The 14878-nt window shown below is 40.4% G+C and carries 13 protein-coding genes, 1 tRNA gene and 1 pseudogene; 12 read left to right on the top strand and 3 right to left on the bottom strand.

Annotated features, from left to right (window positions below):
- The first annotated feature begins 151 nt into the window (after positions 1-151).
- The 3 genes from ABJV04_RS17360 to ABJV04_RS17350 all read left to right on the top strand — a co-directional run bounded on the left by ABJV04_RS17360 (position 152) and on the right by ABJV04_RS17350 (position 4334).
- A complete protein-coding gene (locus ABJV04_RS17360; protein WP_348492867.1) occupies positions 152-1003 on the top strand; it encodes a DUF6279 family lipoprotein in 852 nt (283 codons plus the stop codon).
- Positions 1004-1252: 249 nt separating this feature from the next.
- Entirely contained in the window at positions 1253-3325 is a 2073-nt protein-coding gene (locus tag ABJV04_RS17355) for a TonB-dependent receptor (protein ID WP_348492866.1), read from the top strand.
- Positions 3326-3410: 85 nt separating this feature from the next.
- Positions 3411-4334: a DMT family transporter gene (locus ABJV04_RS17350; RefSeq protein WP_348492865.1), complete on the top strand. Its 924-nt coding sequence runs from the start codon at positions 3411-3413 to the stop codon at positions 4332-4334.
- 100 nt (positions 4335-4434) lie between these two features.
- Here the strand turns inward: ABJV04_RS17350 and ABJV04_RS17345 are convergent, their stop codons facing one another.
- Positions 4435-5442, bottom strand: coding sequence for a LacI family DNA-binding transcriptional regulator (locus tag ABJV04_RS17345; RefSeq protein ID WP_348492864.1), 1008 nt, complete (start codon positions 5440-5442; stop codon positions 4435-4437).
- A 146-nt stretch (positions 5443-5588) separates the two neighbouring features.
- Here ABJV04_RS17345 and ABJV04_RS17340 point away from each other — a divergent pair, with 146 nt between their 5' ends.
- The 3 genes from ABJV04_RS17340 (at position 5589) to ABJV04_RS17330 (ending at position 10339) form a co-directional block, all read left to right on the top strand.
- On the top strand, positions 5589-7379 hold the full coding sequence (locus ABJV04_RS17340) for a hypothetical protein (RefSeq protein ID WP_348492862.1): 1791 nt from the start codon (positions 5589-5591) through the stop codon (positions 7377-7379).
- Positions 7380-7446: 67 nt separating this feature from the next.
- A complete protein-coding gene (locus tag ABJV04_RS17335) occupies positions 7447-9510 on the top strand; it encodes a DUF4962 domain-containing protein (protein WP_348492861.1) in 2064 nt (687 codons plus the stop codon).
- 64 nt (positions 9511-9574) lie between these two features.
- The gene (locus ABJV04_RS17330; protein ID WP_348492860.1) at positions 9575-10339 is read left to right on the top strand and encodes a 2,5-didehydro-3-deoxy-L-galactonate 5-reductase; all 765 of its coding nucleotides are present in this window, start codon (positions 9575-9577) and stop codon (positions 10337-10339) included.
- Between the two features lie 124 nt (positions 10340-10463).
- On the opposite strand, the gene ABJV04_RS17325 is transcribed toward ABJV04_RS17330, so the two are convergent.
- Positions 10464-10769, bottom strand: a complete 306-nt coding sequence (locus ABJV04_RS17325; RefSeq protein WP_348492859.1) for a hypothetical protein — start codon at positions 10767-10769, stop codon at positions 10464-10466.
- Between the two features lie 244 nt (positions 10770-11013).
- A tRNA-Tyr gene (locus ABJV04_RS17320) sits at positions 11014-11098 on the bottom strand.
- 97 nt (positions 11099-11195) lie between these two features.
- Between ABJV04_RS17320 and ABJV04_RS17315 the strand changes: the two genes are divergently transcribed.
- From ABJV04_RS17315 to ABJV04_RS17290, 6 genes and pseudogenes are all read left to right on the top strand, one after another.
- Positions 11196-11666 (top strand): VC2046/SO_2500 family protein, encoded by a 471-nt coding sequence (locus tag ABJV04_RS17315; RefSeq protein WP_348492858.1) that lies wholly within the window; start codon positions 11196-11198, stop codon positions 11664-11666.
- Positions 11667-11785: 119 nt separating this feature from the next.
- Positions 11786-12778, top strand: coding sequence for a rhodanese-related sulfurtransferase (locus ABJV04_RS17310; protein ID WP_348492857.1), 993 nt, complete (start codon positions 11786-11788; stop codon positions 12776-12778).
- A 67-nt stretch (positions 12779-12845) separates the two neighbouring features.
- Positions 12846-13094 (top strand): EF-hand domain-containing protein, encoded by a 249-nt coding sequence (locus tag ABJV04_RS17305; RefSeq protein WP_348492856.1) that lies wholly within the window; start codon positions 12846-12848, stop codon positions 13092-13094.
- 86 nt (positions 13095-13180) lie between these two features.
- Entirely contained in the window at positions 13181-13798 is a 618-nt protein-coding gene (locus ABJV04_RS17300; protein ID WP_348492855.1) for an FMN-binding negative transcriptional regulator, read from the top strand.
- Between the two features lie 33 nt (positions 13799-13831).
- Positions 13832-14302, top strand: coding sequence for a Cys-tRNA(Pro) deacylase (gene ybaK, locus ABJV04_RS17295; protein WP_348492898.1), 471 nt, complete (start codon positions 13832-13834; stop codon positions 14300-14302).
- Positions 14303-14707: 405 nt separating this feature from the next.
- A pseudogene (locus ABJV04_RS17290) lies at positions 14708-14878 on the top strand (transposase); the annotation flags it as partial.

Genomic DNA, 14878 nt, shown 5'->3' with positions numbered 1-14878 from the left:
AAGAAACTATAAAGATTTGAGCATGCAAGGCTATAAATAGGCTAATTGTTTAAAACTGTAATAATTAATGTATTGCTATTGCCTCCCTTGGCCTTGTAGGCAATGATGTTCAATATATGAATAGTACTAAGAGTAATAAGAGATTAATTTTATGAAGTTTACACCTTTATTTGTCAGTGTCTGTTTAGCTGCATTACTATTGCTTGGCGGCTGTACGTCGAAGTTTGCTTATAACAATATTGATTGGATGATGTATTGGTATGTGGACGACTATGTAGATTTAGATAAATCTCAAAAAGTCTTGTTAGATGAAAAAGTTGAAAAATGGTTGAAATGGCACCGCCAAGAAGAGTTAGTTACTTACCGTCAGCATTTAGAAGATCTTAAAGCGGATCTGCAAACGGGTAATTTAACTGCGCAGCAATTGTCTACGCATATACAACGAGGAAACAACCATTGGGCAAGGTTCAGAAATGAAATTAGTCCAGAGTTAGCTGAACTTTCCATCCATCTCAATGATGCTCAGATACAAGAAATGTTTGACGCCTTAGAAAAAGAGAATCAAAAAAAGGAGCAAAAACGCAATAAAAAATCCGCAGAACAGCGCTGGGAAAACGCCATTGAAGACACCCAAGATCAAATTAAAAAATGGGTGGGTAAATTATCTAAGTCACAAAAAGATTTAATTAGCGAATATACGGTTAAGTTTCTGCCTACTTTTGAAGGATGGATAGACTACCGTCGTAACTTTCAAGCTTCTGTTAAAAATATCATGCTGTCTCGTCATGAAGTAAGCAACTATGCAGAAGAAGTCGATTACATGTTTCAACATCCTGAACTATTTAAAACTGCAGAATACCAGCAGGCCAGCGAACATAATCGTAAAATGTATATTCAGTTACTCCTAGAATTACAAACAACCTTCAGTGAAAAACAAACTAAGCATATTTTAAATGAATTAGATGATTTAATTGATGATATAGATGACTTAATCGACGATTAGTCACTTATACAGTCTATTGTTGAATGTTTCTTAACCCTCCTATTTCTGTGTTAAAACTAGTTTAGGTACTGAATCAATTGCGCTTTATTGGTCTTCAAGTTACCAGTCAACCTTCTTCATAAACTTTACCATATTTACATAAACTCCTTGATGTCTGTTTTGTTATGTTATATTAATATGACATTATATTGATATTTCTATAGCTTATTCTGCAAGCAAACCACAACTAAAAACACCAAGGAACTTAGCATGACTATAAGTGACAATAAGAATGCCTGCCGCATGGTTGGAAAACTGCTTTTGGCCTCATCAATAATGTTGAGCTATCAAAATGTCAGTGCTCAAGAGTTAGAACGAATTACCGTTCAGGCGCAATATAAAGAAGAGGACTTACAAACTGTACCTATTGCAATTACAGCCCTCAGTGAAGAAGAAATTGAATTGCGGAATATGACAGACGCGCTTTCCATTAGTAATGCAGTGCCTAATATCTATATTGCTAAAAATGTGGGAGCAGCCAGTGGTATGAAGGTGTTCCTAAGGGGGATTGGTGAAGATGAATCCCGTGTTGGGGTTGATCCTGCAGTGGGTATTTATGTTGATGGTGTTTATATTGGTCGTCAGACAGGAGCGTTGTTAGATTTAGCTGATATTGAGTCGATTGAGGTATTGCGTGGCCCGCAAGGCACCTTATACGGTCGTAACTCTAATGGTGGGGCAATCAGAGTCACCACTAAACAGCCAAGTATTTCAGATCGCACTATTTTAAAAATGTCATTAGGGTCAGATCACTTGACTGACGGTTATCTAATGGTGAATAAAGGGTTAACAGATCAACTGGCCGGTCAGGTATCTGTTTTTAGTAAAAGTCGTCGTGGTTTTATAAAAAATACCGATAACGGTGAATACCTTGGTGATGTAGATAAAGTTGGTGCCCGCGTCGCACTTGCCTATTATGGTGATGTATGGGATTTATCTTGGTCAGCAGATTTCATGAGAGATAATTCAGAGCCAGGTTATTCTTCCTTAGTTGCAGATGATGATGGTGATCTGTTCACAATAGACCAAGCACAATTTCCCACTAGTGGTTTAGTTAACGGTGAAACAGAGTTAGGTGAGTTTTATAATCACCTGTATCAAAGTGGTACCAGTTTCAAAGCACACCGTACCTTTGGTAATGACATTTCATTTGATTCAATCTCCGCATACAGACGGTTAGATCAAAAGATGCTAACCATAGTTTCACTGCCGTTTTTCCAAGACGTGCAACAAAACCAGCTAAGCCAAGAGTTTCGATTTGCCCAAGATGCTGAAGATTATAGTTGGGTAGCCGGAGCCTATTTATTCCGGGAGTCAGCTGACCAATATAGTGAGTTTGTATTCGGTGGTGTTGATATAGATTTATTAACGGAGTCAGCGGGCTTATTTGGTCAATATACCTATAACCTGTCTGATAAATTACGTGTTATTGGCGGCATTCGTTATACCTGGGAACAAAAAGACTTTGATGCCGCGCCAACACCTGATTATTGGAGTGCACTTGGTCAAGCCAATGCCGGACTACAAAGTGATCAATGGGGTAAGTTCTCTTGGAAAGGTGTGGTTTCCTATGATGTAAATGACGTTACTATGGCTTATACCTCCATTACTACAGGTTTTAAATCAGGCGGTTGGTCACCTGATAGTTTTGCTCCAGTACAAGAAGAGTCAGTTGTGACCTATGAAATGGGAGTAAAGAGCGATTTATCTAAATCTTTCCGTCTAAATGTAACGACTTTTTTCAACGACTATACGGATCTACAAACAAGTGGTTCAACAGCTAATGGCTTTACGCGTATTAATGCTGGTGATGTTGAAACCTATGGTATTGAAACGAACATAACTTGGCAGGCTACAGAAGACTTAACCATTGATGCATTCTTAGGGTTACTGGAAGCTAAGTACGTTTCTTTAACCGAAGAAGCCACATTCTTTGTGGAAGAAGATTTTGATTTGAAACAAGCTCCACCGGTGAGCTACGGAGTGAACCTAAATTACGTTAAAGAAGTGGGGCAGGGGCAATTAATTTATAATGTGCAATATGCCTATACCGATGATCAATTCAATGATTTGGCCACCACTGATCTTATTAAACGTGAAGCCACTGATATCTTAAATGCTCGTGTCGCTTATAAATGGGGCACAGAAGTGGAATACAATATCGCATTGTGGGCTAAAAACGCGTTAGATGAAGAGTATGCTGCATCCGGTACGACTGGCAATTTAGCGGTTTATCCAGGCGATCCTCGTACCTTTGGTATCGACTTTTCGATAAATTATTAATCGGCCTAAATAACTGTAATTCTTAACGATAATACGGTTAAATAGCGGAATTAAAACTCGAAAAATAGTCAGCGGTAATGAAAGCATGAAATTTATGTTAAACGGATTTTTTCTATCTTTGATAACCGCTGTTCTGTGGGGCATTTTGCCCGTATTTTTGCAAATATGCCTACAAGCCCTCGATAGTATGACAATTACGTGGATACGTTTTTTATTCGCTGGGCTTGTAGTGTTTGTTTTGTTGTTCAGCCGTAATGCGTTACCGAATATTTTAAAACAAGTGCCAAGAGCGCAGTTTATATTGCTCATAGCAGCATTAGCTTTAGTGGTGAACTACGTATCTAATGTAAAAAGCTTAGATTATGTCAATCCTGAAACGGTGCAAGTGGTGATGCAAATCGCACCTATTCTATTGATGTTAGGTGGCATCGTGTTTTATAAAGAGCATCTTAATCGCCTTGAAATTATCGGAGCTGTCATATTATTTGTCGGTTTAGGTCTGTTTTTTAGTCCCAATTTAGGCTTGTTGTTTTCATCAATTAATTCGTATAACTCAGGTATTTTATTAGTGGTACTGGCCGCTGTAACTTGGGTTGCATACGCGCTCATGCAAAAAGTACTACTAAGGTCGTTTACCGCCAAACAATTAACCTTACTTATTTACCTTATCGGTATCTTTGCTCTTACACCTTTTATTCATCTATCTGCGTTAACAGATTTAACTCAATTACAGAGTTTTGCTTTACTGTTTTGTTGTTTAAATACCGTAATTGCTTATGGCTGTTTTACCGAAGCCTTAAATGTTTGGAGTGCTGCTAAAGTTAGTGCGGTGATTGCAACTGGACCGGTATTTACATTTATAAGTGTGGTGATTGCACAGCAACTGCTGCCAGAACAGTTTAGTTTAATAAAGCTTAATGAATTTGTCCTGCTAGGAGCGGTTTGTGTTGTGGGAGGCTCCATGACCACAGCGTTAGCCAAACGTAAAGTGGTCAAGCCCGTGGTGTAGTCACAAGCATTTTCCTAATGAAAGTATTTGAATATCCCATTTCACCCAATAGCCTCTAGCCAGCACTAAATAGTGAGTGTTTAGTGCGTAGGCTCAATCATTAAATCTCCTTACAAGACGAGCGTTTTATCAAAGAACACGGAATCATGAGCTTTTCCGAAGAGGGCACTTTACTGTTGATATTATTGAGCAATAACTTTGTTGCTTGCCGGCCTATTTCATAGGGGTTTTGGGTGATAACCGTAATCGGTACTTTAAAATATTCCGCCATGGGGATGTCATCAAACCCTAATAAAGAAACATCATCGGGGATCACTATATTTGCAGCATTTAACTCGGATAATAATTCAGTGGTAATGCCCAAATGTTGGGTGAAAAATACCGTGGGGGGATTGTCTGATTGCAAGAAGTCGACGGGGGATTGTTCAAACCCTGTCTCACGGTGCCAATATTTAATCAGCTGTTCATCCATAGGGATGCCATGCTTTTGTAAGGCATCGGAATAACCTAGAAATCGATCTTTGCGCGACTTCACCTGTTTAAAGTCTTGTGTGACAAAACAAATCCGTTTGTGTCCTAATTGAATTAGGTACTCAGTAGCTTCAAACGCGGCCTTTCGGTAGTCGGAAATAATAATATTCTTTTCATTACCATCATGTTCGAGTTGGAAGTGAACAATGGGTAAACCATTTTCACTGTATTTATTGATTAAATCAGTATTTTGTCCTGATGAGGCGATAATAATCCCATCAACTCGCAACTGATTGAGGGTCTCCAAGGATTTCGCTTCTACTTTTGGATCCACATCTGTGTTGTAAATTAATAAGTTGTACTCACTGGTTTTACAGAAGTCGTCAATGCCTCTTATGGTCCGGCTGGTATAAAAACCGGTTATATCCCTCACAATCACGCCAATGGTTTTGGTTTTATTCATTTTAAGGCTGCGAGCAATTGGGTTGGGAACATAATCCAGATCGCTAATGGCTTGTTTAATCCGCTCTTTAGTTTTTTCCGACATGTAATCAAAACGCCCATTCAAATATTGAGAGACGGTACTATTTGATACCCCAGCGCGTTCAGCTACGTCGATAAGTTTTGTTTTTGCCATTTAAATATTTCTTTAAAAAGTCCTAATGAGTCGGATGTTGACATTTTGCAACAATATGTTAACTTAATCAACTAAATCGTTTTAGTAAAACCTTTTAGTTTTTGTATCTTATTGATAATGTTAGGTAATCTAACAAGAGGCAAAGTGTGGAAATTTCGAATATTGAGTACTTGGTAATTATTGGTTATCTAGCGTTAATTGTTATCGTTGGTTTTGTTTTTAAAAAATTCTCAGCCAATACGGATGATTATTTTAAAGGTGGCTGTAAGGGCACTTGGTGGCTCGTTGGGAGCAGTGCCTTTATGAGTGCCTTTAGTGCTTGGACCTTCACCGGTGCGGCGGGCATTGCATACGAATCTGGCTTTTCTGCCATGTTTATCTTCTTTGGCAACGTCCTTGGTTTTTTTGTGAACTTTCTATTTATGGGACCCTGGTTACGACAGATGCGCGTGACTACCTTTCCTGAAGCCATTGCCAGCCGTTTTGGCGAAACAACCCGTGATTTTTATGCATATTATGAAGTACCAATTCGTATTTTATACTCTGCCATGGCTCTTTACGGTCTGGGCATATTTTGTTCCGCCGTTTTTGGTTATGACATCAATTATGTGATTGTGGTTTGTGGCATTGTGGTCTTGCTGTATTCAGCAACCGGCGGTCGTTGGGCGGTAATGGCCACTGACTTTCTACAAGGATTAATTCTAGTACCCCTTACCTTAATTGTTGCTTGGTTGTGTTTGGATGCCCTTGGCGGTGTTGGCAATTTATTTTCAGAAATAGAAGCTCAGGGCTTAAGCGAAGAATACAGTATGGTCAATTCTGCGACTTTGTTTGGTGGGGCTTATACCTGGGGCTGGGCGAGCGCAATGATGGCCAAACAATTCATCGTCTTTAACTCAATGAATGCTGCGCCACGCTACTTTTCAGTCAAAGACGGACGGGAAGCCCGCAAAGCGGCCCTGTTTTGTTCAATATTAATGTTATTAGGCAGCCTTATCTGGTTTTTACCGCCAATAACTGCACGACTTCTTTATCCTGAACTTGTAATGGCCTTCGATATCGCAAAACCGGCAGAGGCCAGCTATGCGGTTGCCAGTATTAGTTTGCTGCCGGTGGGGCTTGTTGGGTTGATTGTGGTGGCTATTCTAGCGGCAACAATGAGCTCCATGGACACGGGTTTGAATACCAACGTTGCTATTTTGATTAAAGATATTTATCCCAAAGTTGCCCGCAGACTACGTTGGCAATCTAAAGGAGAGTCGGAGCTTTTAAATTATGGTCGTACCCTAACTTGGGTGATGGGATTTTTAATCGTTGTTTTAGCCCTGTATTTCGCTCAGCAAGATGGCTCAGGAATTTTTGAGATCATGTTGCAGGTGGGAACTTTGTTATCTATGCCCATTACCATTCCGTTGTTATTAGGCATGTTTATTCGGCAAACGCCTTGGTGGGCGGCATTGTCGTCCATTGCATGTGCATTAATTTTTTCTAGTTTGGCTTTCTTCGAAGTTCCTTTGAGTTATTTAGGCTTTTCACAAGCTTATAGTGATGGCTTCGAGTGGAACTTCCAGCAGCAATTTTTTGGCGTGCTGGGCACTGGTACATTCGGTTTTCTAATTTCCATGTTATTTGCACCTAATGCCAACTCTGCACACCGCAAAATGGTCAATGCATTTTTTAAAAATATGAAGACACCCATCGATTTTGAAAAAGAAATAGGTGAGGGCAACGATTTGAGTCAATTAACCGCCATCGGCCAATTTGGCGCCGCAGTAACGGGGTTTATTACCTTAATGTTGTTAATCCCTAACCCCCTAGAGGGCAGGATAGCGATTTTGGTGCTTGCAGTAATTATCGGTGTGATAAGTGCCTTAATGCTTAAAGCTGGTAAACCACCGGCTAAAGAAATGAATTCCACTGCGGCCCAGGTTAAATAATGGCGCACTGCTATTTCACGTACCGCAACTTATCTACGAAAATGAATTTTGATTACAGGAAGAAACCATGAACTATTTACTTATCAACGAACAACTGGATACCCTGAAGGCTGAGATTAAAACCACTCGTAAAGAGCATTTAACTCGCCTTGTTGAGCAATGTCGGTTGTATGAAGATGAAGTACTTTCTAAAGAACATCCACATACCAGCATTACTTACATGGGCATGGCAGCTGCAAATTTAAGTTTGGCGTATTTACTCACCGAGCAAGAACATTATTTGACTGAGGCAAAACGTTGGATTTTCACCGCGGTTGATTACGATGTGTGGGGTTATGGTTTTCTAGTGGATGTTGACCTTAGCGCTTCGTGGATGCTATTTGGATTAGGTTTATCCTATGACTGGCTTAAAGATCACCTTAGTGATGAGGAACGTCAAAAATTTCTAAATAAACTAATCCTGCAAGGCAACAAAATTTTTGATTATGGACAGGAAAACCTAGGCCATTGTTGGTCTACCAATTATTGGCAGAATCACAATTGGATAAATTATTCAGGATTGTTGACCACCGCATATGCCATTCGTCCAGAGCATTCAGGGGCTCAGGTTTGGATTGATGAAATTCAAGATAACTTTGATAAGGTCTTTGACTATTTACCTGAAGATGGCTCTAACTATGAGGGTACAGGGTATTGGCGATTTGCCATGAACTTCTTCTTAGTTGCCGCAGATTTGATCCGTAAAGACGGCGGTACTGACCACTTTAAAACCGGCTTTATGGAAAATACATTTGATTATCGACTGTATCAGTCTGCGCCCAATTGGGAAGAGAATATTAATTTTGCAGATGTGCACGACAAGCGCAGTTCCCATTCAATATGTGCCTATTACAAAATCGCATCAGAATACAATAATGGCCAAGCACAGTGGTTAGGAGAGATGGTTCGCACTAAATTCTTATTTAGAGAGGCCTATCAAAGCAAAATTTTCCCTGGGATCTTGCCAGAAGCTTTTCTTGAATTGATTTGGTACAACCCTGAGATAGAGCAACAATCTCCAGAAAACTTACCGCTTACTAAATACTTTCCTGATCTTGGTTTAGTGGTAATGCGCTCAAGTTGGGATACAGATGCCACTCATTTGTCATTTAAATCTAGCCCAGCAGGCGGCCACAAACAGTGGGAGATGAGCTGGCAGCTGGATAAAGAGAATGATTGGAAAACCCGCAGTCTTACCCATTATCACGTGGACTTTAATCAATTTGTGTTAGTCCACAATGGTGCGTCTTTGGTGATTGATGAAGGTTATAACCGTACCTCTAAAGCGGAAATTCATAACTTAATTACCGTAGATGGTACCGGTTGTGTTGGTGAGAAAATTTGGGATGAAGGGGATTTAAGTGACCCAGTATTATTCGATTTAAACTGTAAGGGCATTCATAACGTTTGGCGTGATGTACCTGAAGAAGCCATTGCGAAAGTTGAAGCCTTTTCCAATGAAGATGGTTACGCCTATGTAGTGGGTGAATCCAGTCGAATGTACTATCCAGAAATGCAACTTACCCGAAACGCTAGGCATATCATTAATAGCGAATGTGGTTATTTTATTTTGTTGGATGAACTAGCAAGTGAATTGGAGCATACCTACACTTGGCGAATTCACTCTGAAAAATATGCGAATAAAGTCGCTGACGATCAGTTTGAAATCGTCAATGGCGAAGGAGCACTGAATGTCTTTACTGTTTTTCCTGAAGCACGGGATACAAAAATAGATGAGACCTTGGTGGAAGAGATAATGACCCCCCAGCGACCTGATGACATTCGTCGTATAAGCTTAAAAACACTATTGATTGAAAATCCGCAAAAAAGTCAAAACACTACCTTTTTGAATGTTTTCCAACCTAAAGATGCGCTGCTTTCAGATAAAGAGAATGATATTTCAATACAATCTATTAAAGGCAAGAACTGTATTGGGGTGGAGATTCGCTCTGAGAAGTTTACTGAAACTTTCCTATATTCAAGTGAAAATAGCATAGAGTATGGTGATATTCATGCCCAAACAAAGTGGCTGTCCATTTTAAAGGATAAGGCTGGTAAGTTAGTTAAAACAACAAGTTATGACGGTGTTTAGCCCATTGATGTTGGCGAATATTAATAAATATGAGTATTGGACACGATAAAGTTTGGAGGCATAGATGTTAGATAAGTTTAGTTTAGAAGGAAAAGTTGCGTTAGTTACCGGCTGTAAACGGGGAATTGGTAAAGCCATTGCCTTGGGATTAGCTGCCGCGGGCGCAGATATTATTGGAGTTTCAGCGAGTTTAGAGTCACAAGGTTCAGATGTTGAAAAACAGGTAAATGAACTTGGCCGAAAGTTTACAGGATATCAATGTGACTTCTCGGATCGCACAGCCTTATATACATTCATCCAAAACGTGAAAGCTGACTTCCCAAAAATTGATATTTTAGTTAATAACGCAGGCACCATACTGCGCGCACCGGCGGCTGAACATAGTGATGAGCTTTGGGACAAAGTAATTGACGTTAACCTAAACTCGCAATTCATTTTGAGTCGTGAAATTGGCAAAGAAATGGTGGCCCGTGGCCATGGTAAGATAATTTTTACGGCTTCTTTGTTGACGTTTCAAGGTGGCATTACGGTTCCCGGTTATGCCGCCAGCAAGGGCGCAATTGGACAGTTAGTAAAAGCTTTATCTAATGAGTGGGCTGGTAAAGGTGTGAATGTGAATGCCATTGCACCAGGTTACATTGATACCGACAATACCGAGGCCTTACGCAATGATCCGACTCGTGCTGCCAGCATATTAGAGCGCATTCCACAGGGCCGCTGGGGAACCCCTGAGGACTTTGAAGGGCCTGCTGTATTCCTAGCGTCTGAGGCGTCTAGTTATGTCAATGGTTCCGTGTTGTTAGTTGATGGCGGATGGATGGGAAGATAACTAGTATCGACTTTAACGACAACGCCAAAAATACAAATTTACAACGAACATCTTAGAAAGTAACTGCGGGTCTATCTCCTCTCTCAATGGGAGATAGATTATGCAGTTAATCAACCAATCCTAATTACTTTTCTTTTGGTTTTTGGCCAATAGGTGTGCCATCTTTTTTGCAAATCGTATCAAATTCATCGCGGTAGTAACGCAAATTTACACAGGCCTCTTCATATCTCAGTTTAGCCGTCAGAGCTTGCTGGGGATAATCCGTTTTTAACATGATTTTACGCAATCGTTCGCAATCTTGATGTTGTTGTTTCACTTCAAGCACTTCTTCACAGGGATTGTCGTTACTCACGCAAGCAGATAAAGAAATTAAACAGACACAAGTGCCAACTGTTTTAATTATTTTTTGAAAGGGACGGGAATTAACCATGAAATGCTCTCAGCTGATTGAAATTAATCAGAAACTATACTTTCGCTAACCATAACTGAGTAGCCGTAAAAAAGCTATCGAATAAAAATTTTACCGTTTAGTGAAGCTGAACTTGGATTGCTGCAAACAAATTGTGAAGGCGGATTAAAATAGTCGACCTGCGGATCGCAGCTTCTCCTCCGGCCCCATCAGGGATTTATTTAATCTTGAGTTTAGATTTGAACGGAAGTCGTTCAAAAAAAAGTGGTGGAGGGGGCAGGATTCGAACCTGCGAAGGCTGAGCCGGCAGATTTACAGTCTGCTCCCGTTGACCGCTTGGGTACCCCTCCAAAGAGGCGCGTATACTAACAGGAAATTTCAGTCTGTAAATAGAATTAAAGATTTTTTTTTAATTTACGATAAAAAGTAGATGAAAAGGAAAATACGTTGACGGCTGAAATAACCCCAGAATCTAAAGTGGTTGTTTCCGATCTTGAGTGGTCGGGGACCCTCAATCGTGCGTTACAGCAAGGGGATAAGTTCGCATTGCTATTAGCAATGTTGGAAGATGATTACCTGCAACGTCCTAACATCAGTGATGACAATGATGAGCCTAGTCATTTTCCCAGCAGTATTACAAAACATCACTATCCACAAACGCCGCTACAAGCAGAAGAGCAGGACTGGTCGTTAGCTCGCACCACTAGCCAGTTAATGGCGCAAAATGTTACTGATGCTATTCTTTGGCAGCAAATGCATCCACAACCATTGTCTACCTTCAATGATGCAAAACGTATTGAACCTGAAGTTATCATTAACTGTGGTTTGCAAACCCAACAACGATTCCATAGTGAACAGCCACATAAAATAAAAGTAGATGAAACCAAACTATACGATATTTTAAATGGGATGAGTTGATCCACGACTAATTAACCTTATTTAATATAAGGTTTTTGCAAAATTATCCGTAGTTGGTATAATCCGCGCCGCAAAAAATATGCTTTGGTTTTACGTTCCAATTCGCAAAAAGGTAAAATATGTCTAAATTCATTGTTTGCGCAATGTACAAATTTGTTGCGCTTGAAAATTATAAAGAAATGCGTCAGCCACTTCTTGACGTGTTAGAAAATCACAATATTAAAGGAACTTTGCTACTGGCTAGTGAAGGTATCAATGGCACAGTTTCTGGTACCCGTGAAGCTATCGACAGCTTAGTTGCTTATCTTAATAGTGATCCCCGCATTAACCCGATTTCCTGTAAAGAGTCACTAGACGACGTGCAGCCTTTCTATCGTACCAAGGTGAAACTCAAAAAAGAGATTGTCACTATGGGCGTGGAAGGAATTGACCCTCAAAAAACCGTAGGGACTTATGTGAAACCTGCTGATTGGAACGAGTTGATTTCTGATCCTGAGGTGTTGCTCATTGATACTCGTAACGATTACGAAATTGAAATTGGTACTTTCGAAAACGCCGTGAATCCTAAAACGGACTCTTTTCGGGAGTTTCCCCAGTACGTAGCAGAGAACCTTGATCCTAAAAAGCACAAGAAAGTGGCCATGTTCTGCACTGGTGGTATTCGCTGTGAAAAATCCACTGCATTTATGAAAGAGCAGGGTTTTGACGAGGTGTACCACTTAGAAGGCGGTATCTTAAAATATTTGGAAGAAGTACCAGAGCAAAATACCATGTGGAAAGGGGACTGTTTTGTCTTTGATAACCGCGTAGCTGTTGATCACAAGTTGCAAAAAAGTCATTACGAAGCCTGTTATGCTTGCCGTCTACCTATTACCGAAGAAGATAAACAAACGCCAGAGTATGAACCTGGGGTGAGTTGTCCAAAGTGTTTTGGGAAACATTCTGAAGAGCAGATTGCACGTTTTCGCGAACGTGAGAAACAGGTTAATTTAGCCAAAGAGCGTAATGAAGAGCACGTAGGCTCTGAGGCAAGAAAGGCCACTAAGCTGCGTCGCCAACAGAAAGCTGCCGAGCGCAGAGAAAGACGCATAGCAGCAGGTAAGTCGGCATAGACAGAGACACTTATAACGCGTTAAACTGATGTTTGAATTAAATTAGTAAGTATTATAAGACTTAAATATGACCGACAAAACACCAATGGATGACAGCAAGATTGCTGAAATTCGTAAAGAGTTCGACTTTTTTGACCACGATAAAAATGGTCAGATTGATTTACCTGAGTTTATAGAACTTTTAACCATTCTTTCGCCAAAAACTAAGGCGAGCCACGTACAAGAAGGTTTCTCACTAATTGATGAGAACAACGATGGATTCATCGATTTCGAAGAATTCCTAGAGTGGTGGCAAGAAGCTTGGTGGGAATATTAATTCCAAAGATTGTTAAGCGTTTTAAAAGCCCCTTATGGGGCTTTTTCATTTTTGATAGCGATATTGTGGAGTAAGGATACAAATTCATGCATGTTGAAAAACATTTTCAATTGTCTGATCTTGAAAGGTTACAGGCTATTATTGCAAAAAATAGTTTTGGATTGTTCATCACAGCTGACTTAAATTCCACACATCTTCCCTTTGTTAGCGAGCTAGACGAAAATGGCAAACTCTGTTTATTTGCGCATATGGCGAAAGCCAACTCCCATTGGAAAACCATTGATAACAAACGAGGGTTAATTGTGTTTAGCGGACCTCATGCCTACATTTCACCAAATTGGTATGTGAAGAAACCCGCTGTTCCAACCTGGAATTATGTGGCCGTACATTGTTATGGTGATGTTCAACTGTTAAACGACAATGAGACAGCTGCAAGAATGAACCAACTGGTGTCTCACTATGAACCTGATTTGTTAAACGATCACAACACTATGCCCGATGATTTTCAGCAACGTCTGCGCCAAGGTGTTGTTGGTTTTAAACTGGAAGTCACTGAAATTCAGGGTAAAGAAAAATTAGGCCAACACCGCAGCCATGAAGATCAACAGGGTGTTTATTCAGGCCTAACAAATAGTGCAGATCCAATTGCCAAGCTTTTAGCTGAATATATGAAAGAGCACAATCTAGGTAATGGTGAAGCATAATCGTTAGCTTGAAATTGAGTGAGTATTCGAAAAATGACACCTGCAATTAACCTTGCTAAAAAACGCAAAATCCAATTTACCGTCCATCAATATCAACATGACTCGGATGCTAAATCTTATGGCTTAGAAGCGGCTGACAAGCTTGGCTTAGCCGAAGAACAGGTGTTTAAAACCTTGGTGGTGGAGTTTGACGGAACAGCCTTAGCTGTCGCCATCCTACCTGTTAATACCAGTCTAAGTATGAAGTTAATGGCCAAAGCACTAGGTGCTAAAAAAGTACATATGGCCGATAAAGCCGATGTAGAACGAGCCACCGGCTATGTGTTAGGTGGGGTAAGCCCCTTAGGTCAAAAGAAGCGCCTGAAAACCATTATAGATGACAGTGCAACAAAATTTCCTACCATATACGTGAGTGCAGGGCGTAGAGGCTTAGAAATCGAATTAGCGGCTAAAGATATTAGCAAATTACTCGATGGAAAATTTGCTGAGATTAGCCAGCAGTAACTCCTTTTTTGGGGTTACCGATGACTTTATTTTTCCTTAGGCTCATCAAAAGGTGGGATATTGCCGTGTTCCATCATCTTCACCTCTGCATCAGATAACACTAGTGTTGATGGTTCGTCTCCCATTGATGATTTTGCTACACCTCCCGTTACGCAAAGGGCGTAGTTATATTGTCGTACAGCATCCCCTTGAGGACCATGCCCAAACTCATAAGAAGTTGCGTCGCTTGCTACTTTTGGATCGCACGTTGTGCGCCTGCACCGTGCATACTTTTTTTACATGGACAGCCACATATCCTTTAACATGAACTCCTTTAACATGGACAGCCACAAACTAGACTAGAACTAGACTCTTAGGAAAATAGAATCAACTAAGCTTTAGTATGTTTAATTCAAGGAGTGAATGATGCCACTGGCACGGAAGCGACAAATCAACCTTTCCGATACCCCTTATTATCATTGTGTATCTCGCTGTGTTCGGCGCGCTTATTTGTGTGGAGAAGATAAACTAACAGGGAAAAGCTATGAGCATCGTCGTCAGTGGGTAGAGGACAGGTTGCTATTTTTAACCACCGTA

Source organism: Aliiglaciecola sp., from assembly GCF_039982535.1.
Classification (GTDB): Bacteria; Pseudomonadota; Gammaproteobacteria; order Enterobacterales; family Alteromonadaceae; genus Aliiglaciecola.
The sequence above is the reverse complement of the archived record's forward strand: the minus strand, read 5'-3'. Positions and strand labels throughout refer to the sequence as shown.

Bases quoted from the DNA above. Each gene is read 5' to 3' on its own strand.
- ABJV04_RS17345 (WP_348492864.1), bottom strand. From the start codon at position 5,442: ATGGCAAAAACAAAACTTATCGACGTAGCTGAACGCGCTGGGGTATCA.
- ABJV04_RS17300 (WP_348492855.1), top strand. From the start codon at position 13,181: ATGCATGTTGAAAAACATTTTCAATTGTCTGATCTTGAAAGGTTACAG.
- ABJV04_RS17305 (WP_348492856.1), top strand. From the start codon at position 12,846: ATGACCGACAAAACACCAATGGATGACAGCAAGATTGCTGAAATTCGT.
- ABJV04_RS17325 (WP_348492859.1), bottom strand. From the start codon at position 10,769: ATGGTTAATTCCCGTCCCTTTCAAAAAATAATTAAAACAGTTGGCACT.
- ABJV04_RS17355 (WP_348492866.1), top strand. From the start codon at position 1,253: ATGACTATAAGTGACAATAAGAATGCCTGCCGCATGGTTGGAAAACTG.
- ABJV04_RS17350 (WP_348492865.1), top strand. From the start codon at position 3,411: ATGAAATTTATGTTAAACGGATTTTTTCTATCTTTGATAACCGCTGTT.
- ABJV04_RS17330 (WP_348492860.1), top strand. From the start codon at position 9,575: ATGTTAGATAAGTTTAGTTTAGAAGGAAAAGTTGCGTTAGTTACCGGC.
- ABJV04_RS17360 (WP_348492867.1), top strand. From the start codon at position 152: ATGAAGTTTACACCTTTATTTGTCAGTGTCTGTTTAGCTGCATTACTA.
- ybaK (WP_348492898.1), top strand. From the start codon at position 13,832: ATGACACCTGCAATTAACCTTGCTAAAAAACGCAAAATCCAATTTACC.
- ABJV04_RS17310 (WP_348492857.1), top strand. From the start codon at position 11,786: ATGTCTAAATTCATTGTTTGCGCAATGTACAAATTTGTTGCGCTTGAA.
- ABJV04_RS17335 (WP_348492861.1), top strand. From the start codon at position 7,447: ATGAACTATTTACTTATCAACGAACAACTGGATACCCTGAAGGCTGAG.